Origin of the sequence: Limnobaculum xujianqingii (assembly GCF_013394855.1) — a bacterium.
GTDB classification, from domain to species: Bacteria; Pseudomonadota; Gammaproteobacteria; order Enterobacterales; family Enterobacteriaceae; genus Limnobaculum; species Limnobaculum xujianqingii.
Genome location: NZ_JABMLK010000001.1, coordinates 52754 through 76738, shown reverse-complemented (window position 1 = coordinate 76738; position 23985 = coordinate 52754). Strand labels below are relative to the sequence as shown.

Annotated in this window: 5 protein-coding genes; all 5 read right to left on the bottom strand. The window is 49.3% G+C overall.

All coding sequences use genetic code 11. The annotated features are described in order from the left end of the window. Window positions 1–76 precede the first annotated feature (76 nt). Window positions 77–3346, bottom strand: a complete 3270-nt coding sequence (locus tag GOL65_RS00175) for an FG-GAP repeat domain-containing protein (protein WP_179038094.1) — start codon at window positions 3344–3346, stop codon at window positions 77–79. After that, entirely contained in the window at window positions 3347–18877 is a 15531-nt protein-coding gene (locus GOL65_RS00170; RefSeq protein ID WP_179038093.1) for an Ig-like domain-containing protein, read from the bottom strand. Window positions 18878–19809: 932 nt separating this feature from the next. Continuing rightward, complete coding sequence (locus GOL65_RS00165; protein WP_179038092.1) at window positions 19810–20124, bottom strand: IS1 family transposase; 315 nt, start codon at window positions 20122–20124, stop codon at window positions 19810–19812. Window positions 20125–20208: 84 nt separating this feature from the next. Beyond that, window positions 20209–22644, bottom strand: coding sequence for a TolC family protein (locus GOL65_RS00160; RefSeq protein WP_179038091.1), 2436 nt, complete (start codon window positions 22642–22644; stop codon window positions 20209–20211). 9 nt (window positions 22645–22653) lie between these two features. Beyond that, entirely contained in the window at window positions 22654–23910 is a 1257-nt protein-coding gene (locus tag GOL65_RS00155) for an HlyD family type I secretion periplasmic adaptor subunit (RefSeq protein WP_179038090.1), read from the bottom strand. Window positions 23911–23985 lie beyond the last annotated feature (75 nt).

The window sequence follows — 23985 nt, the reverse complement described above, 5'->3', positions numbered from 1 at the left end:
CCTGGGTTATTCAGTTATTGGTAAATTAAGCAGTGTCCCGAAAGGACTGCCTTACGGCAGTCCTTCGGTTAAGCCATTACAGGATGACCGGGTTCACCGTATTCTCGACCAGTACTTCGATACCTGAGGTACCTGAAGTCCAGACGTTATAGGTGTTGCCTTGATACTGGTAATTGCTTTGCGACATGGTCCACTGACCGTCAGTACCGTCTAACTGCAGGGTACTGCCAGCTTCACCATTAACCACGATCGCTTTGTTACCACTGTTAATTGCCAGTTCTTCTGATCCCAGGCGCAGGACATCTTCCAGCGATACGTTCATGGTGTTGTTACCATTACCCATATCGAAGATCTCCACTGAGCTCAGCTTGTCTTTCAACGCACTCAGGTCTAACAGTTCGCCAGTGGTATCCAGGATCAGGGTGTCGATTCCCTCATCACCGGAAATGGAAGCGAAGTCTGTAGAGATAATCTTGATGATGTCGTTACCGTCACCACCGGATACCTGATCCCCTTTACCGATATTGATAAAGGTGTCGTTGCCCAGACCGCCCAGCAGAACGTCTTCCTGCTCAGTACCGAACAGAATGTCGTTACCCGCAGTAAACATTTGCGTAAGAGCCTGGAATTCGCTGGTCGTCGCAGACATACCGACGGTGTCGCTGTTATCCACTTCTAACTGATGGTTAGCCAGTAGCGTTATCAGATCGGTCTGTACATCTTTCAGCGTTAGTAACAGTTCGGAGCCGTAAGCACCTCCATTACCATCACGGTCAATGTAGATCAGGGTATCGCTACCAGAAATCACCACCTTCAGGTATTCGCCGATGGTTTCGCCTGACTCCATGGTTGCCACGCCGTTGATCCACTTGGCACCGCCACCGAAGGTATAACCCACCAGCATTTCGCTAACGTCGATACGGTCAGCATCCGGCGTTGCTTCCCAGGCGCCCAGCGTAAAGCCGTTCACCACGTCAGTGCCGTTGCCGCCACGGTTATCACCGTTAGAACCTACTTGTGGTTTATACAGCAGGGTGTCACGACCACCGTTAAGCAAGTTAAAGGTGTCGTTGCCGCCGCGACCTTCAAACACGTTGTCACCTGCGTCATCAGTGAAGGTGTCATTACCAGCACCGCCAGCAAGGCCTTCAATGTTTTTCAGCGTGACATAGTTCCAGCCGGTGAATTGCGAGCTCTTATTCATCATATTGATGTTCAGAGCTGTGCTTCCTGCCAGTTTGAAGTCAACGATGTCCATACCACCAGTATCTGTCCAGGTCTTATAGTTGGACATTTCGGTAGTACCACCACCACCTTCATAGGTTTTGGTGCCCTGAGTGGCGATAAAGGTATCGTTATAGCCGGTACCTACAATGCCACTACTCAGTGTGTCGGCAGAGTTAGTGCCGGACTCAGCAGTCAGGATTAGCGCTTCGTTAGATGCGCCAGCCTTGATGTTGGCCCAACCCAGGTTAACGTTCTCAATCACGTTAGTACCAACCTGAGCAATACCCCCCACATCCTGAGAAACGCCCATTACATTGCGTAACAGCACAACGCTATAGGTTTCGTTTGGATTCAGGCCGTAGAAGTCCACCACGCTGGAACTGTCGTTGGTCTGTCCACCGGACTGCGGGTTGATTATCTGGGTCGCTACAACCTTACCGCTTGAGTCAACCAACTGTACGGTGTTGCCGTAGAAGATGGTTAGGCCCTGAGCATCCACAATGCGCAGATGCAGACTGGTTCCGTGAGCAACCTTGTTATCGTTATGGACATAGGTAGTCTGACCTTTCGAGGTGAAGACCAGCAGATCTTTCACACCATCGTAGTCCAGATCGACACTGATCATACCGGTAATTGGGTTACCTGCTACGGTACCAGTAGAGCCGATACCGCCTTTGAACACCGTGCCGGCAGATTCATTGGCAACAAACTTACCGTTGTTGCTAGAGTCCACCTGCATATAGGTAGTACCAAAGCTTACCGAGCTACCAGACGTAGTATTGGTGTACATATTAACGGTACCGGACACCTGGCTGGAGTTTGACGTTCCATCACCAATTTGCGGCGCTTCGATGATGTCCATCTTACCGTCGCCGTTCCAGTCCACCGCTACAGAAGCACCACCCATTACCTTGTCATTAAACTGATAGGTTCCAGTAGAAGTACCAATGCCAGTAGGGTTGGTTGAGCTCAGATTACCCTTACCATCGTTAAAGTAGATAGTATTGTTAACAGATGTTGTCGAGTTACCCATTACCGAGCCAAGGAACAAGTCCATATAACCATCACCGTTGAAATCGGCCCAGGTCATAGACGGTTCGTTAGCAAGGTTCGGAGTAGCACCATTGTCGCGGAAGACATCAGTAACCATCTGTGAAGTCCACAGTTTGCCGTCTCCGTCGTTCTTCGCCACAACTAAACGGTTATTACTACTGTTAGTTGTACCGCTACCATCTGCCGCACCCAGCTTGTTACTACCAGCCCTTTCGTGGAATACAACGTCAATTGTACCGTTGTTATCCAGGTCGACACCTGACAGTTCCTGACCAAACGTGGCGTTACCAGTGTTCTTGCCACCGTTTGAACGAGAATCGGTGTACCAGTCATCTTTAATAAACACACCACCGTTGTTCAGAACGATTTGTGAGTTATAACCACCCGTTGCGTTAGCATCGTTTGGTGTCTGGTCACCAATAATGACGTCAACATAACCATCACCCATCAGGTCGATAGCGGCAATACCACCGAACCAGCTATAGGTGTTAGCCAGGTCATCACCAGGGGCGTAACTATCAGCCATCTGTTTAGCGGTATAGGTACCATCACCGTTGTTAATGAACATCTGCTGACCGTTGGAATAACGGCTATCAATACCCAGAATATCCATATAACCATCACGGTTAAAGTCAACGAACGTGGAGTTCTGCACCATGTTCATACTGCCAGACCCGTTACCTGCACCACCGGTGTTAGGCGTCAGAATAGTCTTATCAAACTGACCAATGGTACTGTTATCGGTCGCACTACTATCCAGTACAGCCTGGTTGGTGAACAGCTGCCACCCACCCTGGTTGTTCATGGTGTAGGAAGTACCTTTGTTGTTACCGTCAACACCGTCAACTTCGATAATTACTGGTGGCGTTGGGGCAATTGTCAGTTCACCGCTGGTCTTATCGGTAGTACCGCCCAGCTCACTGATAATGCGTGCGTCAACATCATAGGTCTTCACTGCCAGTGCATCGCTGTCAGGGATCTGCACATACCAGGTCAGGTTAACCGCATCCACTACGACTGCGCCGGTTAAGGAGCTGTAGGTCTTACCGTTAACGGTCACTGTCATTTATGAACCAGACTCCAGCGCGTACGGAATACGACCACTGATAACCGGTGTGGTATCCAGCGTGGTATCACTGTTGATTTCCACAACGCTGGTCATCACAAAGTCAGACGATGGCGTACTGGATGTACCGACTTTGTTAGTCACTGCAGCAACATAAGTGTGCTTGTTACCACCCACTAATGTTCCCGGTGGAATGTCGAACTGCCAACGGTTACTGTCAAGCATGGTGGCAGTACCGATCTCGGTCAGTACACCATTAGTCGCTTTCTCGTAAATCGTCACCTTATCGTTAGCACCCAACGTTCCGGCAATAGAACCGTTCAGGCGAGGCGTGCTGTCATCAGTATAAGAGTCGGTTGGCAGGTTACCGGTAATCGGTCCCACGTCATCGGTCATATTATTGATGGTCGCTATGGCCGTCGGGATCGTGGTGTCGATAAGCAGCTCAAAGTCTGGTGTTGGCGCAGTCTTGTTACCGGCTGCATCCATCTCAACAACTTTCAGCTTGTAGCTACCGTCAGCCAGCGCATTCACTAACTCATGAGACCATTCACGATTCACGTCTACCGTAGTGCGACCCACTTCGCGAGTGACGCCACTTTCATCCGTTGCATAGATGATAATGGTGTTACCCACTTCGTTAGCCGTACCTTTCAGCTCAGGACGACTATCGTCTGTACCACTGCCGGAAGTCAGTTCACCGGTAATGTTACCTACGTTATCAATGACATGAAGCAACTTCAGGTTATCGCCTACCGGACCTTGCGTATCGATATTCAACGTAAAGTCAGGGGTTGGCTGACTGGTGTTGCCCGCTTTATCAGAGGCAATGACATAGTAGTCGTGACGACCATCAGCCTGCTCTGGTAATTCGTAGCTCCACTGACCTTGATCGTTGGCGACTACGCTACCGATCGGCAAGCCGGTGTTTTTATCGTAAACAGTAACAGTACTGCCTTTCTCTGCTGTACCTTCCAGCGTTGGCGTGCTGTCATCAGTAAACGCACCAGACTTCATATCGCCAGTGATATCGCCGACGTTATCCACGGCTTTCTCAATGGTTGGCAGAGCCGGTGGAATATTATCGATAGTGAAGATAAATTCCGGACTCATATCGGTGACATTGCCAGATGGATCTTTGGCAATAACCGTTACCTTATGCTCACCCTGACCCAGATCGGTGGTTGGCGTATAGCTCCAATTGCCATCAGCATCAACCGTTGCGGTACCCTGATCCACACCATCGATGTAAACCGTTACGGTGCTGCCAGGTTTGCTGACGGTACCCACGATTTCCGGACGCAGATCGTCAGTAAAGCCATTGGCCTGAATATCGCCTGTTACCGCACCCACATCATCAATCAACTTGTCAATCTTGACGCTCAGAGTACTGGTATCAATGGTGATATTGACTACCGGAGTTGCATCGCCCATGTTGCCGGCTTTGTCGGTAACGGTGGTAGTGAACTTGTATTTACCATCCGGTAAATCGGTCTCTGGTGTAAATGCCCAGGTTCCGTTATCGCCCACTTTAGCCGAGCCAATCGCTACGCCATCATTGTAGATGGTTACCACGCTACCCGGCTCAGCCTTACCTTCGAAGGTTGGCGTTGCGTCATCGGTGGTATCACCATTTTTCAACGGACCCTGATAATCGCCGACGTTATCGGTAATCAGCAGGTTTTCCACCGGCGCTGGTGCTGTGGTATCGATGTTCAGCACAAATGCCGGACTGGTAGGTTCACTCACCTGACCAATGGTTGAAGTCGCAGTAAAGGTCAGATTATAACTTTCACCGTTCTTCATTGGCTGATCCGGCGTCAGGCTCCAGTTACCGGAAGCATCGGCCTTCGCACTACCCAGCAGAGTGGTACCGTCATACATCTTAACGATGCTGTTGGCCGCTGCCTTACCTTCAAATACCGGTTGGGTATCATCGGTAGAGTCACCGCTCTTCAGATCGGCTGTCACTGTACCCACATCATCCAGAACTCTTTCCAGTACTGGTGGGGTAATTGGCGTACCGTCCAGAATAATGGTGTACGAGCCATTTGGTCCCACTTCGTTACCTACCGGATCGCGCTCTTTCGCGGTCAGAACGTTGTTACCTTCCAACAGTGCATGGGCTTCATCCGGACGCAGACTCCAGTTGCCATTGGTGTCAACGGTTGCGGTTCCCACCAGTGTTTCTTTGCCTCCTTCATAGGAGACATAAACATAGATGGTGTCGCCGGCAGTACCGGTACCCTTAATGGTTGGACGGCTGTCATCGGTGAAATTACCGTCGCCTACATCACCAATGGTAACACCGACATTGTCGATAACTTCGGTGATCTTCAGCTTGGTAATATCCGGCGGCGTCAGATCCAGTTCCAGCGTAAAGTTGGTGGAGCGGTTACTTTCGTTACCCGCAGTATCTTTTGCAATCACGTAGAAGGTATGGCTACCTTCTTCCAGGTTAGAAGACGGCGTGAAGCTCCAGGTACCGGCAGTGTTATCCATCTTCGCCGTACCTAAGTAGGTATCATTATCCATATAGACATGGACGATACTGCCCTTATCGGCGGTGCCATGCAGGGTTGGCGTTGGGTCATCGGTTTTGCTGCCGTGATATAACGGATCGGTCACCGTGCCCACGTCATCGTCAGCCCAGTCAATGGTCGGACGGCCAGGAGGAACAGTATCAACACTGAACTCAAACGCAGCAGTACGATCGGAGGTGTTACCCGCCTTATCGATAGCTTCTACGCTGATAGCGTGTTTGCCCTGTCCTAAATCACTACCCGGTGTATAAGTCCAGGTACCATCCGTTTTCACGGTAGTTCTGCCCAGCTCATTTTCACCGTCATAGATGACAATAGTGCTGCCCGCTTTACCGGTACCGTGAATATCCGGACGAGTATCGTCGGTGAAGCCGCCTTCAGCGATCTTACCGGTGATCGTGCCCTGATCGTCGTACAGGTATTCAATCTTCACCTCTACTTTTGAAGTATCGATGATGATGTTTACTACCGGGCTGTGCTCACTGGTATTACCCGCCGGGTCGGTTACCGTGGTGGTGAACTTATAGCTACCATCCGGTAATGAAGACGGGGTATAAGACCACTTGCCGTTTTCACCAGCAACCACAGAACCAATTACCTTGCCATCGTCATAAACGATAACCAGACAACCTTCAGACTCTGCCGTACCGTTGAAGGTTGGCGTTGAGTCATCGGTGGTATCGCCATTTTTCAATGGTCCGGTGACAGCACCCTCGTTATCAATGATCTCCAGGTTCTTCACGGCATCCGGTGCTTTGGTATCAATTTCAAAGTTCCAGATACCAGTCTTCTCACTGGTTTGACCGATAGCGTTGGTGGCATCGGCGGTAATGTTGTACTTACCGTCCGGCAGTGCGCTTTCTGGTGTAAACGTCCACTTACCGTTTTCATCGGTGATCGCCGTACCAATTTCCTGACCATTGTTATAGATGGTTACCGTGGTGTGCGGCTCAGCAGTACCCTCAATAGTTGGTGTGCTGTCATCGGTCAGGTCACCTTTTTGCAGTGCGCCGGTAAACGATGTTTTACCATCACCTTCGTTATCAACTACACGTTCGATAGTTGGTTGTTGCGGTGGTGTAGTAGAGACCGTTACCTCATAGGCATTGCTTGGGCCAACTTTGTTGCCTACCGGGTCATATTCTGTCGCAGTAAACTCATTGTTACCGCTGCTCAGAACACCTTCCGGACGCAGGCTCCAGGTGCCATCTTCCTGAACAATGGCAGTACCCAGCGTACGCTCACCCAGCGCATCTTTCACCGTCACCACAATCTTGTCACCGGCAGTACCGGTACCGTGAATGGTCGGACGGGTATCATCGGTCACTTTACCGGACTCGATATTACCGGTGACTGAACCGAAGTTATCTTCCACACCGGTGATCTTCAGCGCATCCGCATCCGGAGGGGTGATATCCACTTCCAGATTGAAGTTGTCTGAAGGCAGACTGGTGTTACCGGCTGCATCGGTGGCCGTGACATGGAAGTAATGCTGACCTTCCGGCAACTGAGTGCTTGGCGTGAAGGTCCAGTTACCATCGCTTTCCATCTTGGCGGTACCCAGATAGCCACCATCCACATAGACTTTAACGATGCTGCCCGGCTCGGCTTTACCGTGCAGGGTTGGCGTCTGGTCATCGGTGGCGCCGTTGTTATACAGCGGATCGGTGACATCGCCCACATCGTCTTCTGCCCAGTCAATGGTTGGCTTGGCTGGTGGGGTGGTATCTACCGTAAACTGCCATGCGGTACCGGTATCATCTTCGTTACCTGCCGGGTCTTTCTGGTAGACAACAATATTGTAGGTACCTTCCGGCAGTGGTGTGGATGGCGTAAAGCTCCAGCTACCGTCGGCTTTCACCGTGGTTTCACCCAGTTTCTCACTACCGTTAAAGATAGAGATAGTGCTGTCCGGCTTACCGCGACCGATAAACTCAGGCTGGGTGTCGTTGGTCACGCCACCTTTGCTGATGTTTTCCGGCAGATTGCCTTCGTTACCGTAGTCATCAACAATCTTGTCCAGTGATACCGGCACTTCTTTGGTATCGATGGTGATGTTAACAACCGGGCTGTGATCGCCGGTGTTACCCGCTTTATCCCTTACCGTGGTGCTAAACTTATAGTCGCCATCATCCAGCGGTGTACTTGGGGTGTAGGACCACTTACCGTCTTCACCGGCAACCACGGAGCCAATGGCTACGCCGTCGTTATAGATGGTCACCAGACAACCTGCCGATTCAGCGGTGCCGCTGAAGGTTGGCGTGTCGTCATCGGTGGTCATGCCGTCGGTCAGTGGATCCTGTACCTTACCTACGTTATCCAGGATCAACAGGTCGTCGATGGCGGCCGGAGGCGTGGTATCCACTTCAAAGTTCCAGATACCGGTTGGACTACTGACCTGACCAATAGTGTTGGTGGCATCCGCCGTAATGTTGTACTTGCCGTCAGCCAGCGGTGGCTCCGGAATAAATGTCCAGTTACCTTTGCTGTCAACGTCCGCCGTACCCAATACTTTACCGTTGTTATAGATGGTCACTTTACCGTTCGCCACCGCAGTACCGGTGATGACTGGCTGGTTATCATCAATCACATCGCCTTTCTGTAACGGGCCGGTGTACGGGCCTTCATTATCAACGATATTAACAATGGTTGGCGGCTGTGGCGGTGTCACCGACACGTTCACATCATAGGCATTGCTTGGGCCAACCTTGTTGCCGACCGGATCGTATTCTGTAGCAGTAAACTCATTGTTACCGCTGTTCAGCACCGTCTCCGGACGCAGGCTCCAGGTGCCGTCGTCTTTAACAATGGCGGTACCCAGGGTACGCTCGCCCTGTGCATCTTTTACCGTCACCACAATCTTGTCACCGGCAGTACCGGTACCGTGAATGGTTGGACGCTGGTCGTCGGTGTCTTTACCGGCTTCGATATTACCGGTGACAGAGCCGTAGTTATCTTCCACACCGGTGATCTTCAGCGCATCCGCATCCGGAGGAGTGATATCCACTTCCAGATTGAAGTTGTCTGAAGGTTCACTGACGTTACCGGCTGCATCGGTAGCCGTGACATGGAACTGATGCTGACCTTCAGGAATTTGCGTGGTCGGTGTAAAGCTCCAGCTACCGTCGCTTTCCATCTTGGCATCACCCAGATAGACATTACCGTCCAGATAAATCTTAACGATGCTGCCCGGCTCGGCTTTACCGTGCAGGGTTGGCGTCTGGTCATCGGTAGCGCCGTTGTTATACAGAGGTGCGGTGACATCGCCCACATCATCTTCCGCCCACTCAATGGTTGGCTTGGCTGGTGGGGTGGTATCTACCGTGAACTGCCATGCTGCACCGGTATCTGCATCATTACCCGCCGGATCTTTCTGGTAAACAACGATGTTGTAGGTGCCTTCCGGCAACGGCGTGGAAGGTGTAAAGGTCCAGCTACCATCAGCTTTCACCGTGGTTTCGCCCAGCTTCTCGCTACCGTTAAAGATAGAGATAGTGCTGTCCGGCTTACCGCGACCGATAAACTCAGGCTGGGTGTCGTTGGTCACGCCACCTTTGCTGATATTTTCCGGCAGGTTGCCTTCGTTACCGTAGTCATCAACAATCTTGTCCAGTGATACCGGTACGTTAGTGGTATCAATGGTGATGTTAACGACCGGGCTGTGATCGCCGGTGTTACCTGCTTTATCGGTTACCGTGGTGCTAAACTTATAATCACCATTATCCAGCGGAGTGCTTGGGGTGTAGGACCACTTGCCGCCTTCACCGGCAACCACGGAGCCAATGGCTACGCCGTCGTCGTAGATGGTGACCAGACTGCCTGCCGATTCAGCAGTACCGCTGAAGGTTGGCGTATCATCATCGGTAGTCATACCGTCGGTCAGCGGATCCTGTACCTGGCCCACGTTATCCAGAATAACCAGATCTTTGATGGCATCCGGAGGCGTGGTATCCACTTCAAAGTTCCAGATACCGGTTGGGTTACTCACCTGACCGATAGTGTTGGTCGCATCAGCAGTAATATTGTACTTACCGTCAGCCAGCGGTGGCTCTGGAATAAATGTCCAGTTACCTTCGTTATCAACGTCAGCAGTACCCAGCACTTTACCGTTGTTATAGATGGTGACTTTACCATTTGGCACCGCAGTACCGGTGATGACTGGCTGGTTATCATCAATCACATCGCCTTTCTGTAACGGGCCGGTGTACGGACCTTCATTGTCAACGATGTTAACAATGGTTGGCGGCTGTGGTGGAGTCACAGATACGTTGATGTCATAACTGTTGCTTGGACCAACGTTGTTGCCTACCGGGTCGTATTCCACCGCAGTAAACTCATTATTACCGCTGTTCAGAATAGTATCCGGACGCAGGCTCCAGGTGCCGTCGTCTTTAACAATGGCAGTACCCAACTCACGCTCACCCTGTGCATCTTTCACAGAAACCACAATGGTGTCACCGGCAGTACCGGTACCGTGGATAGTTGGACGCTGATCGTCAGTCACTTTACCGGCTTCGATATTACCGGTGACTAAACCAAAGTTATCTTCAACACCGGTGATTTTCAGTGCATCAGCATTTGGTGCAGTATAGTCAGTAGTCAGCACGAAATCGGCTGAAGGAGTACTAACGTTACCCGCCTTATCCGTTGCCGTCACATGGAAGTTATGCGCACCTTCCTCAATTGGGGTGGATGGCGTATAGCTCCACTTACCTTCGCTGTCGGTGATCGCTGTACCCAGATACTGTTTATTATCGTAAATGGTCACAGTGCTGTTTGCTTCAGCAGTACCGTGCAGAGTTGGTGTAGAGTCATCAGTCATGCTACCCGTGAGTAACTCACCCTTTTTACTGCCCACATCATCGTCAGCCCAGTCAATAGTTGGCCTGGTTGGTGCGGTAGTATCCACAGTGAATTCAAACGCAGAGGTGCGATCGCTGGTATTACCCGCTTTATCTTTAGCAATCACGGTAATGCTGTGAGAGCCTTCTTTCAGCGCAGTTTCTGGCGTAAAGCTCCAGGTACCGTCGGCTTTCACCGTGGTTTCACCCAGTTTTACAGAACCATCATAAATAGTGATGGTGCTGCCCGCTTTACCTTCACCGGTAATTTCCGGTTTAGTATCGTCGGTCACGCCGTTTGGTGTGATATTGTCGGTAATATCGCCGACGTTATCAACCAATGCACTAATACTAACTTCAACACCGCTGGTATCAATAGTGATAGTCAGAGATGGGTTATCCGTGCTGACGTTACCCGCTTTATCTGTCACGGAAGAAGTGAAGATATGCTCACCGTCCGGCAGATTGCTGTCCGGAGTAAATGACCAGTTACCGTTACTGTCTGCCTTGGCAGAACCAATGGCATTACCGTTGTCATAGATAGTAACCGTGCTGCCTGCTTCCGCTTTGCCGCTGAAGGTTGGCGTAGCGTCATCGGTGGTATCACCATCCAGGATGTAACCCTGTTTATCACCCACGTTATCGTAGATTTGCAGGTTTTCAACCGAGTTCGGTGCCTTGGTATCCACTTCAAAGTTGAAGATACCGGTTGGTTCACTGACTTGTCCCAGCGGACTGGTCGCCGTTGCGGTGATGTTGTGCTTACCTTCAGCTAATGCTGTTGATGGCTCAAACGTCCAGACGCCTTTGTCATTCGCAGTGACAGAACCAATTTCTTTACCGTTGTCGTAAATACGAACCAGATAGCCTGCTTCAGAGGTACCGGTAATAACTGGTTTGGTGTCGTCAGTCACATCACCTTTTTGTAATGGACCGGTCACTGAACCTTCATTATCCAGAATGTTTACAATCACTGGCTCAGTTGGACGTGACATATCCAGCGTGATGACGTACTCAGCGCTTGGATCGGTGAAGTTACCTACCGGGTCAATTTCTACCGCAGTGAACTTGTTCTCACCCGGCAGTAATGGCGCAGTTGGTTCCAGGCTCCACTTACCGTCAGCGCCAACAGTGGTGCTGCCGATTTCATGTTTACCTGTCGCATCTTCTGCGTACACGATGATGGTATCGCCAGCAGTACCGGTACCGTGAATGGTTGGACGGCTGTCATCGGTGGCTTTACCGTTTTCGATATTTCCGGTCACCAGACCGTAATTATCTTCCACGCCGGTGATCTTCAGATTAGCTGCATCCGGACCGGTATAGTCGGTCGTCAACAGGAAGTCTGTAGAAGGATCACTCACGTTACCCGCGGCATCAGTCGCGGTCACATGGAACTTGTGCTCGCCTTCACTGATTGGGGTAGATGGCGTGAAGCTCCACTCGCCGGTAGTTTCATCAGCAGTTGCAGTGCCCAGGAACTGACCATTGTCATAAATGGTGACCAGGCTGCCTTTCTCTGCTGTACCTTTCAGGGTTGGCGTAGAGTCATCGGTCATACTGCCGCTGGTTAACAACCCTTGTTTACTACCCACATCATCGTCTGCAAACTCAATAGTTGGTACCGTTGGTGCAGTGGTATCTACGGTGAATTCAAACGCAGAAGAGCGATCGCTGGTATTACCCGCTTTATCCTGAGCAATGACAGTGATGCTGTGTGAGCCTTCTTTCAGCGCAGTTTCTGGCGTAAAGCTCCAGGTACCATCGGCTTTCACCGTGGTTTCACCCAGTTTGGTTGAGCCATCATAAATAGTGATGGTGCTGCCCGCTTTACCTTCACCGGTGATTTCCGGTTTAGTATCGTCAGTCACGCCGTTTGGTGTGATATTGCCGGTAATATCGCCGACGTTATCAACCAACGCGCTAATGCTAACTTCAACACCGCTGGTATCGATAGTAATAGTCAGCGATGGGCCATCGGTATTGATATTACCGGCTTTATCGGTGACAGAAGTGGTAAAGATATGCTCACCGTCCGGCAGGTTGCTGTCCGGCGTATATGACCAGTTACCTTCACTATCGACTTTGGCAGTACCAATGGCATTACCGTTATCATAGATAGTGACCGTACTGCCCGGTTCTGCTTTACCACTAAAGGTTGGCGTAGCGTCATCGGTGGTATCACCATCCAGAATGTAACCCTGCTTGTCACCCACGTTATCGAACACTTGCAGGTTTTCAACCGAGTCCGGAGCCTTGGTATCGACTTCAAAGTTGAAGATACCGGTTGGGTTACTGGTTTGTCCCAGCGGGCTGGTCGCCGTTGCGGTGATGTTGTGTTTACCGTCCGCCAGCGCGGTATCTGGAGTAAATGTCCAGACGCCTTTGCTATCAGCGGTGGTGGAACCAATCAGCGTTGCACCGTCATAGATGCGTACCAGATAACCTGCTTCGGAGGTACCTGTGATAACCGGTTTGGTATCATCCGTCACATCACCTTTTTGTAATGGACCGGTCACTGAACCTTCGTTATCCAGCACGTTAACAATTACTGGCTCGGTTGGACGTGACATATCCAGCGTGATGACGTACTCAGCGCTTGGATCGGTGAAGTTACCCACTGGATCGATTTCTACCGCAGTGAACTTGTTCTCACCCGGCAGTAATGGCGCTTCAGGTTGCAGGCTCCACTTACCGTCAGAACCGACAGTGGTGCTACCGATTTCATGCTTACCGGTGGCATCTTCTGCGTACACAATGATGGTATCGCCAGCAGTACCGGTACCCTGAATGGTTGGACGGCTGTCATCGGTGGCTTTACCGTTTTCGATATTGCCGGTAATTTCACCGTAGTTATCAGCCACGCCGGTGATCTTCAGATTAGCTGCATCCGGACCGGTATAGTCGGTCGTCAACAGGAAGTCTGTAGAAGGATCACTCACGTTACCCGCAGCATCAGTCGCGGTCACATGGAACTTGTGCTCGCCTTCACTGATTGGGGTCGATGGCGTGAAGCTCCACTCGCCGGTAGTCTCATCGGCTGTTGCGGTGCCCAGGAACTGACCATTGTCATAAATGGTGACCAGGCTGCCTTTCTCTGCCGTACCTTTCAGGGTTGGCGTGGAGTCATCGGTCATGCTGCCGCTGGTTAACAAACCTTGTTTGCTACCCACGTCATCGTCTGCAAACTCAATAGTTGGTACTGTTGGTGCAGTGGTATCAACAGTGAAGTCAAACGCCGCCGTTGGACCAGTCAGGTTGCCCGCTTTATCAGTCATAGTGACCGTAATGCTGTGAGCACCTTCTTTCAGTTCAGTGGATGGCGTGAAGCTCCAGCTACCGTTGGCTTTCACCGTGGTTTCACCCAGCAGGGTTGTACCGTCATAGACCTTGATGGTCGCCCCTGGCTTACCTTCACCGGTAATTTCCGGTTTGGTATCGTCAGTCACACCATTGGCAGTGATATTGCCGGTCACGGTACCTACATCATCGATCAATGCAGTAATGCTGACCGGATCGGTTGAGGTATCAACCGTCAGGGACAGGCCCGGGCCATCCGGATTGATGTTACCCGCTTTGTCGGTCACGGTGGTGGTGAAGTTATAAGTACCATCTTCCAGTTTGGAGTCTGGTGTAAACGTCCACTTACCTTCGCCATCAACTTTAGCTGTACCCAGCACTTTACCATCCGCATAGATAGTTACCGTGCTGCCCGCTTCCGCTTTACCGCTGAAGGTTGGGGTGTTGTCATCAGTGGTATCACCATCTTTCAGTGGATCCTGATAATCACCAACGTTATCGCTCACCACCAGATTTTCAACTGCATCTGGCGCTTTGGTATCCACTTCAAAGTTGAAGATACCGGTCTTATCGCTGGTTTGACCAACCGGACTGGTGGCAGTCGCTGTGATATTGTGCTTGCCGTCAGCCAGTACGGTATCCGGAATAAATGTCCAGACGCCTTTGCTGTCAGCCGTCGCTGTACCTAACAGGGTAGCACCATCATAAATACGGATGGTGTAGCCTGCTTCAGCAGTACCGGTGATGGTTGGTTGGTTATCATCAGTCACATCGCCTTTCTGCAATGGACCCACAATATCACCCGCGTTATCCAGCACGTTAACAATTACCGGCTCGCTTGGACGGGAAACGTCCAGCGTCACGGTGTACTGATTACTTGGATCAGTTTTGTTGCCTGCAGTATCCATTTCAACCGCAGTGAACTGGTTGCTGCCCGGCAGTAATGGCGCTTCTGGTTGAATGCTCCACTTGCCGTCAGAACCCACAGTACCGCGACCAATTTCATGGTTGCCGGTGCCATCGTTCACATACAGGATGATGGTATCGCCAGCGGTACCGGTACCGCTGATAACCGGGCGGCTGTCGTCGGTAGCACCACCATTGGTGATATTACCGGTAATTTCACCGTAGTTATCCATTACACCAGTAATAGACAGATCTTTTGCGTCTGGAGGTGTAGTGTCCACCACAAAATCAAAGCTGTCAGACGGATCGCTTTCGTTACCCGCTTTATCGGTTTCGGTCACAGTAATGCTGTGCGGTCCATCACCCAGCTCAGTTTCAGGGGTATAAGTCCAGGCACCGTTTTCATCAACGATAGCGGTACCAATAACCTTATCGCCGTCCTTAACGGTAATAGTGTTACCCGGCTCGCCTTCACCGGTGAAGGTTGGGGTCTTATCGTCGGTTTCATCACCCGGTTTAATCATACCGGTGATATCACCTTCGTTATCGTATACACCACCTAGCTCCGGCTTAGCTGGCGCAGTGGTATCCACTTCAAACTCGATTGGATCGGACGGCTCACTTTCGTTACCCGCTTTGTCAGTTTCAGTAACCACCAGGCTATGATTGCCTTCACCCAGGTCGGTTTCTGGCTGAACGGTCCAGTTGCCATCTTCATCAACGGTTGCAGTTCCCAGCACTTCGCCAGTTTCTGCATCTTTGATAGTGATAGTGCTGCCAGGTTCACCTTTACCATTGAATTCAGGACGGGTTTCATCAGTCACGTCGCCTGAATTAATTGGGCCAGTGATGCTACCGGTGTTATCCGTTACGCCACCAATGGTTGGTTTTTCTGGTGCAATGGTATCCACCACCACGTCAAACACGTCAGATGGATCACTTTCGTTGCCCGCAGTGTCGATTTCTACGATCACCAGTTCGTTAGAACCTTCTTCCAACGGCTGGTCTGGTTTTACTGTCCAGTTGCCGTCTTCATCAACGATAGAGCTACCGATGATTTCGCCATCTTTGTCTTTGATAACGATGGTGCTGCCCGGTTCGCCTTCACCGTTGAACTCCGGCTGTTTTTCATCCGTTGGTTCACCAGAGGTGATTGGGCCGGTCTTATCACCGGTGTTATCGATGACACCACCGATTTCTGGTTTGGCTGGAGGGGTCGTATCCACCACCACTTCAAACGGATCGGATGGATCACTTTCGTTGCCCGCTTCGTCGATCTCAACGATCACCAGTTCGTTAGAACCTTCTTCCAGCGGCTGCTCTGGCTTCACGGTCCAGTTGCCATCTTCGTCGACGATAGAGCTACCGATGATTTCGCCATCTTTGTCTTTGATAACAATGGTGCTGCCCGGTTCGCCTTCACCGCTGAACTCCGGCTGTTTTTCATCCGTTGGTTCACCAGAGGTGATTGGGCCGGTCTTATCTCCGGTGTTATCGATCACGCCACCAATTTCAGGTTTAGCAGGAGGGGTCGTATCCACCACCACTTCAAACGGATCGGACGGGTCACTTTCGTTACCGGCTTCGTCGATTTCTACGATCACCAGTTCGTTAGAACCTTCTTCCAGCGGTTGCTCTGGCTTCACGGTCCAGTTGCCGTCTTCATCAACAATGGAACTACCGATGATTTCACCATCTTTGTCTTTGATAACGATGGTGCTGCCCGGTTCGCCTTCGCCGCTGAACTCCGGCTGTTTTTCATCCGTTGGTTCACCGGAGGTGATAGGGCCGGTCTTATCTCCGGTGTTATCCGTCACACCACCGATTTCTGGTTTGGCTGGAGGTGTGGTATCCACCACCACTTCAAACGGATCGGATGGATCACTTTCGTTGCCCGCTTCGTCGATCTCCACGATCACCAGTTCGTTAGAACCTTCTTCCAGCGGCTGCTCTGGCTTCACGGTCCAGTTGCCATCTTCGTCGACGATAGAGCTACCGATGATTTCGCCATCTTTGTCTTTGATAACAATGGTGCTGCCCGGTTCGCCTTCACCGCTGAACTCCGGCTGTTTTTCATCCGTTGGTTCACCAGAGGTGATTGGGCCGGTCTTATCTCCGGTGTTATCGATCACGCCACCAATTTCAGGTTTAGCAGGAGGGGTCGTATCCACCACAAAATCGATTGGTGCGGAAGGCTCACTTTCGTTACCGGATTTGCTGGTTTCAGTGGTAGTAATACTGTGACTACCCTCTTCCAGAGCAACATCCGGGATCAGGCTCCAGGTGCCATCTTCATCAATCACTACGCTGCCGATAGGCTCATCATTGTCATAAATGGTGATGATGCCGCCCGGAGTGCCTTTACCAGAGAATTCTGGTGTTGTTTCATCCGTCTTATCACCAGATTTGATTGGACCGGTAATGTCGCCGGTGTTATCCATGATGGTGATAGAATCTGGCGCATTAACGCCTGAAGTATCAACGGTGAAATCGCGGGAGTCAGAAGGTTCACTGACGTTACCGGCTTTGTCCGTTTGGGTATAAGTAATGCTGTGGCTGCCTTCACTTAATGCCGTTTCTGGCGTAAAGCTCCAGGTACCGTCGTCACCAATGGTGGCACGCCCAATTTCATTGCCATTATCATAAATAATAACGGTGTTACCGGCTTCACCCCAGCCTTTCAGCTCAGGTTGAGCATCATCGGTAATATCACCGTTTTCAATAAGCCCGGTTTTATCACCCACATCATCGTAGGCTTCCATGCGCGGTGGCTTATCTGGTGCAGTGGTGTCGACATTAAAATCAAAGGTTGGAGAGGTTGCGCTGGTATTACCGGCGGTGTCGGTTTCCGTTACGGTAACCTGATAGTGACCATCTGCCAGATCTTCAGTTGGTGTCCAGCTCCAGGTGCCATCTGAACCAATGGTGGTTTTACCCGCTTCTTTGCCATCGATATAAATCGTGATGGTGCTACCCGCTTCGCCTTTGCCAGTGAATTCAGGACGGGCGTCATCGGTAGTTGCACCGTTGGCGATTGGGCCCTGAATGGCGCCCACATCATCCAGCGCTTCAAACATTGGCTTGTTCGGCGCTACGGTATCAACGATAAAAGTAAAATCGTCAGACTCGCTGCTGGTTTGGCCCTCAGGATTGGTCTGGGTGATGGTAATTTTATGAGAACCTTCACTTAACGCGGTTTCTGGTGTGAAACTCCAGTTACCATCCGCACCAACAACGGCAGAACCAATGGCTTTGCCATTGTCGTAAATGGTAATGGTGTTACCTGCGTCACCGGTACCAAAAAGGGTTGGTTTAGTTTCATCCGTGGAGGAGCCATAAGAAATTGGCCCTGTAATATCGCCGGTCGCATCCGTTGCGCCGCTCAGCGTTGGTACAGAAGCCGGGGTTGGTGCCGGGGAGGAACCATCATCTTTGTTGTGCTCGTAAATGGCATTGCCGACAATACCACCGATAACGGCTGCGCCCAGAAACCAAGGCCATAAAGCCAGTAGTCCAAAGTCATTGCTTTCTGTATTTTCAAACAGATAAGTACCGTCACCCATTGGCATTCCGCCAAGGGCAGCGGGTGCAAAGCTACCGTCGTTAAACAGGTAGCCATCACCCAAACCCGAACCATCCGTGATTACATAGGCATAAACCTGGCCATCCTCTGCCATACCCAGTAACGGCGTGTTATCGCCGGATACATAGTAATCCTCAATAACGATTGCAGGAGCTGAATCCCCTTCCAGAATCACGTACAGATCGTCACCATTACGCTGCAGAGTTACGTTCTCTGGCGCATAGTTATCATCTTGATTCTTGAGAAGGTATTTATTGCCCGGCTGAATCTTAATCTTGATGGGCTTACCTGAGTTGAGGGATACTACCTGAGAAGGGCCGCTTCCTGTGTTTACCAATAAACTGGCATTCGTATTCATACTAGAATAACTCCTTTATCCTTACATATTTCCTGAAAGTCTCTCGCGTTCCGCGCTAAACACTAAAACAAAATCCACACATTAAGTCTGCACAAATAACACACATTCACGCGTTATATTACCCCACCTGCAACACATTGCGCGATCGAATGATTTTTTTATAAAACATATTTCAGTTCTTTATTCTTTTGCTGGTGTGTTTTTCAGGCAGGAAATCTGAATGGGCAATTCTGAGCAGTTTTATTTAAAGGTTATATTGAATAAAAAAAACAAATGAATTTCATATAATCAATAAATATTCATATTATTATTTGAATAAAAAAATCCACTTAATCAAGATAAAATCAACACGTAAACCAATGATAGTTTAATAGAATATTTTAAAAAGCAACGCAATTTAAAAACAACACAGATAGAAAACTTAAATACTCTTTACAATCAAATGATTGAACAAACAAAACAACAAGACAAAAATCTTATGACCATGAGTTATTTATCAATTAAATATAAATAAACAACCCAATTGAAAACATAAAAAACAGTGCAATAAAAAATAATAACATCTGTTACATTAACATTTAAAATAGCCAATCTTATAAAAAACAACAAAAGGACCATTTATTGAACAAAAGGTGTCTATTTAAATCCCCACATTTGAAATAAACAATATAAAACAGTCCTATCCATCAATAAGAAAACAAGCGACAAAGCGAACAGATTAATAAAATAAATCCAGTGAAAATAGTAACGCTAATAAATAATAACAACACGATCGCTATAAAAAAAACAACACAATTAATGGATAATTGACCACGAAATTACTATATATGGTGATTAAAAGGGGAATAATGGCAGGAACAAACACCTATAAAAAAAGCCACTACGCGAATAGTGGCCTTAATAATAATTCATATAAATCAATAAAATACTAATCAATCTGCCAGGAGTGATAATTTCTTAACGTGTTGTTTTACGGTATTAAATTCAACCTGAATTTCTTCACTAATTTGTTCAGGGGTTAAACCATCAAGCAACAGTCTTTCAATCTGCCCGGCAATGTGTTGTTCTCGCCCTTTATAGGTGTAGCCCGTTTGAAACGACCGTTTACACAACATACAAAAATAACGTTGAAACCCCGCCGCAGTAATACCATGCTTTTTTATTCCACTGCTTTCATCACAGTGATGGCAAATGGGTACATCCTTTTTCACTGCAAATCCTCCATGAAAATTACCACTGTAGTCCATTACAACAACCCTGAGCGGCGCTATGCAGCATAACAATCGTTATTGATACAATAACGACTGCTATGCTCTGGATTTAATAGCGGATTAATAAACCGGCATTCCTAACCAATTCAGTAGCATAGATGACTCCGACATAATGCTGACATTTGCGGTATAACCGTCATACTGATTGTTAATGGCTGAAATTTGGTTGTTGAAATGATCGTTTTCCGCAGTAAGAACATCCAGCAATGAACGCTTACCCAGGTAATACCACTGCTCATAGAACATGGTTCTTACCCTGTCAGTATCGGCTGATAAATTACGATACTCTTGTGCCCGTTCGAATGAGGAATCCTTGGTCTGGATCATGCTGCGAATCTTGTACTTTAGCTCCAGCACCGTGGTTTCAAACTGCATTTGGGTCGCCTGAGCCCGTTGAACGGCAGCCTGCTGTGATGCCGACGCTGAACCACCAGTAAACAGATCCCACTCAACGTTTACTCCGGTATACCAGGCTTGCTCATCACCGTTAATATCCTTGGCGCTGCTTTTAGATACCACCCAGTTGATATTTGGATAGCTGGATGACTTGATAGCATCAGCTTTGTGCAAACTGGCCTGCACTTCTGCCTTCGCCTTAAGGATCTGCGGATGGTGATCCAACGCAGTCAATATGGTTTGAGTAGACAGATCGGAACCTTCCCACTTCAGGTTTTCCGGTACCTCCACTTCATGACCAACCAGTCGGGTCATTTTGATTTGGGTTTCCCGCCATTTGCTTTCCAACTGCTGAACGTTAGTTTGAGCCTGTAGCAGTTTGGAACGCGCCTGAACCAATTCGCTTCCCCGGCCCTTATCCGTTTCAGTAATTTGCGACAGCATTTTTACCAGATCGGACATTCGGCTCTGATACAACTTGGCAACTTTGATATCTTTCTGATATTTATCCAGTTCCAGTAAACCGGATATAGTCTGGAAAGCGATCTGATTACGGGTCAGCTTTTCCAATTCCAGCGATGCCTTAGAGGTTTCTTCTGCGCTCTGAATACCGCTACTGGTTTTACCAAAATCATAAACCGTGGTAGTCATAGAAACCGAACCACTGGTATCACTGACATCCGTTGAGTTATTAACGCTTTTCCCCCCACCAAAATTGGATATTGGCGAGTTAGCACCCACTTTCACTTGAGGCCAGCGCTTTCCTTTAATTTCATCAATGTCATATCTGGATGCCGTTGATGATGCTTCAGCATTACGAATTTCAGGACTAAATACCAAAGCCTGACGTACAGTATTCTTAATAAAATCAACCGAGGCTTTATTACTACCGGAAGACGAAAGCTTTGGCGCTGACTTATATAAATCAGCACTGCTGGTAGTACTCACCGGTGCCAATGAGGTGTCAGTAACTGTCCAGTTCAGAATATCCTGCTGAACCCCTCGATCTGCCTTAGGTGGCATTGCTGAGGTATCCACAACATCATTATTTTGTACTGTCTTACTTTTGCCGGATGCTGGTTGAATAGCAGGCCGGGTCAACGTCGTTACTGAACTACCTGACGTCGCTTGAGATGCGATTGGCATAGATTCCGTCATTGGCTCATTAGATTCCAATGCCAGCTCAGTAAAACTTAACTGCTCTGTATCATGACCTTTACTGGCAACGGTAGACGGAGGAGAAACTGTTACTGGTGTTGGTGTAACCGTCTGATTGATATTCTGCGAAGCCACATCAACCGGACTTTCGATTTTAGATGCAGGTGCCATTGCCACAACCGGTGCCGGATTTTGTGAACTCCGTTTTGGCTCCGGTTCATTAGACAATAGGGTGTTTTCTACTTTTTCTGATGCCTTTTCTGGTGCATTTTCTGTATTTTCAATGGCAACAAATTCTATCGCCTGAGAATCATGGGATGAAGCGACTGCTGAACCAGACTTAACTGGCGTATTGGTTACCTGCCATTGCTTACCATCACGACCAACGGTGGTAATTGGCGCGGTTGATACCGCATTTTGTACTGTACTGACTGGCTGGGGTTCCATAACCGGTGTATTAACACTTTTAACTACTGGTTCCACAGGAGCCTGTACCGTATCAATGTCCATCAGCTCCAGCACCTGGTTATCATGACTGGCTGTCGCCGTTGTGGGTGAGGGGTGGCTAACTGGCTCCGGTTGAATAGTTGGTTGAGCCTTTGGTGGATCGGCTACCCACCCTTTACCATCCCGACCAATGGTTGCAACCGCCACTGGCGGAGGCACTGGCGGAGGCACCTCGATTGCGGGCTGAACTGAACGAGCTGGAGTGGCAGAAACCGGTGTCGGCATAATAATTACTGGTTCTGATGAACTGGCCTGTTCCACTACTACTGATGGCTCTACAGACTTTTTCATTGCCGGTGGTGGCGGGTTAACTACCCCCGCCCGGCGACCCGGCTGCAGTGACTGCATCAGGCTGTCATCTACCCGGGCTGATGTCGCTGTGGTTAAAGACACTGACAACGATAACGTTAGCAGGGCAAGTTGTTTGATTTTCATAATATAACCTTACCGTTCCCGGAACGCTTCTCTGGCTTTCAAGACAGGCTTCAGGATGTAATCCAGTATGGTTTTTTCTCCTGTTCTGATTTCTACCGTCGCTATCATCCCTGGCATAATAGGGAAGACTTTATCCTTAGCCGTCAACGCCGCCTTATCAGTACGTACCAGCACCCGGTAATAGGTACTATCACCACGACCCTGACGCATTTTATCTTCATCTTTCAGGGTATCCGGACTGATATGCTCCAGCGTGCCGCTGAGTCCACCATAAATGGAATAGTCATAAGCGGTAATTTTTACCGTTGCGCGAAGGCCCGGGTGTAAAAACGCTACATCGGAAGGTTTAATTTTAGCCTCCACCAACAACTGGTCTTCCAGCGGAATAATCGCCATGATTTCCGCTCCCTGTTGAATAACCCCACCAACTGTTGTCACCCTGATGTTATTTACCGTACCCCGTACCGGTGCAACAATGGTGGTGCGATTCATGACATCCTCCCGCGCCGCTACGTTTTCAATGGTCTGGGCCAGTTCACTTTCAAACTTGGTAAGTTCGGCGTTAGCTTCAGAACGGAATCGGTTTTGTCTCTCGGCAATTTGCAGACTAAATTCATTGGCCTGACGGCGCATTCTTAATAGTTCTACTTCTGACATCAGCCCTTTTTTCATCAGTGGCTCAGACAGATTAATCTCACTCTGGGCCAATTGCAGACTGGTTTTCAGCGTTTTAACACTCTCATCCAGCGTTTGTTTACGGGCGTTATAAGCCTGAGTTTCATCTTTTACTACCGACGGCACTGCCATCACATCTGGCGGGAATTCCAATGGAGTACCGTAGGCCTCAGCACGCAGCCGGGCAATAGCTGCTTTCAAACCAATCACTTTGGAAACACCTTCACGGTACACTGCACCTACCCGCGTTGGGTCAATTTTAAGTAGTACCTGACCTTTTTCTACAATGTCTCCTTCATGCACATTCAGTTCTTCCAGAATCCCACCTTCCAGACTCTGAATAACCTGCTCACGGCTGGCTGGAATAATTCGTCCTTCTCCCAGAGTGACCTCTTCTACCCGGGCAAATTTTGCCCAAACAATAGCCACTACCAATACGGCAGCAATTAAATAGAGCATGATCATACTGAACGGCGTTTTTTGTTCGATCAACGCTTCCTGTAGATCGCGCATATAAGGCAAATCACCTGATTTCACTTTGCCTGTTGGTGAAGGTAATCCCCCACTCACTTTTGGTTTTTTGTCTGTCATGGAACCTGCTTCCCCACACCGTTATTGCTATCTGTCACTTTCGGCTCCGTTAATTTCTATATAACTTGATGCCCG

Excerpts from the sequence above, each read along its gene's own strand:
- GOL65_RS00175 (WP_179038094.1), bottom strand. The coding sequence starts at position 3,346 with ATGACAGTGACCGTTAACGGTAAGACCTACAGCTCCTTAACCGGCGCA.
- GOL65_RS00170 (WP_179038093.1), bottom strand. The coding sequence starts at position 18,877 with ATGAATACGAATGCCAGTTTATTGGTAAACACAGGAAGCGGCCCTTCT.
- GOL65_RS00165 (WP_179038092.1), bottom strand. The coding sequence starts at position 20,124 with ATGGACTACAGTGGTAATTTTCATGGAGGATTTGCAGTGAAAAAGGAT.
- GOL65_RS00160 (WP_179038091.1), bottom strand. The coding sequence starts at position 22,644 with ATGAAAATCAAACAACTTGCCCTGCTAACGTTATCGTTGTCAGTGTCT.
- GOL65_RS00155 (WP_179038090.1), bottom strand. The coding sequence starts at position 23,910 with ATGACAGACAAAAAACCAAAAGTGAGTGGGGGATTACCTTCACCAACA.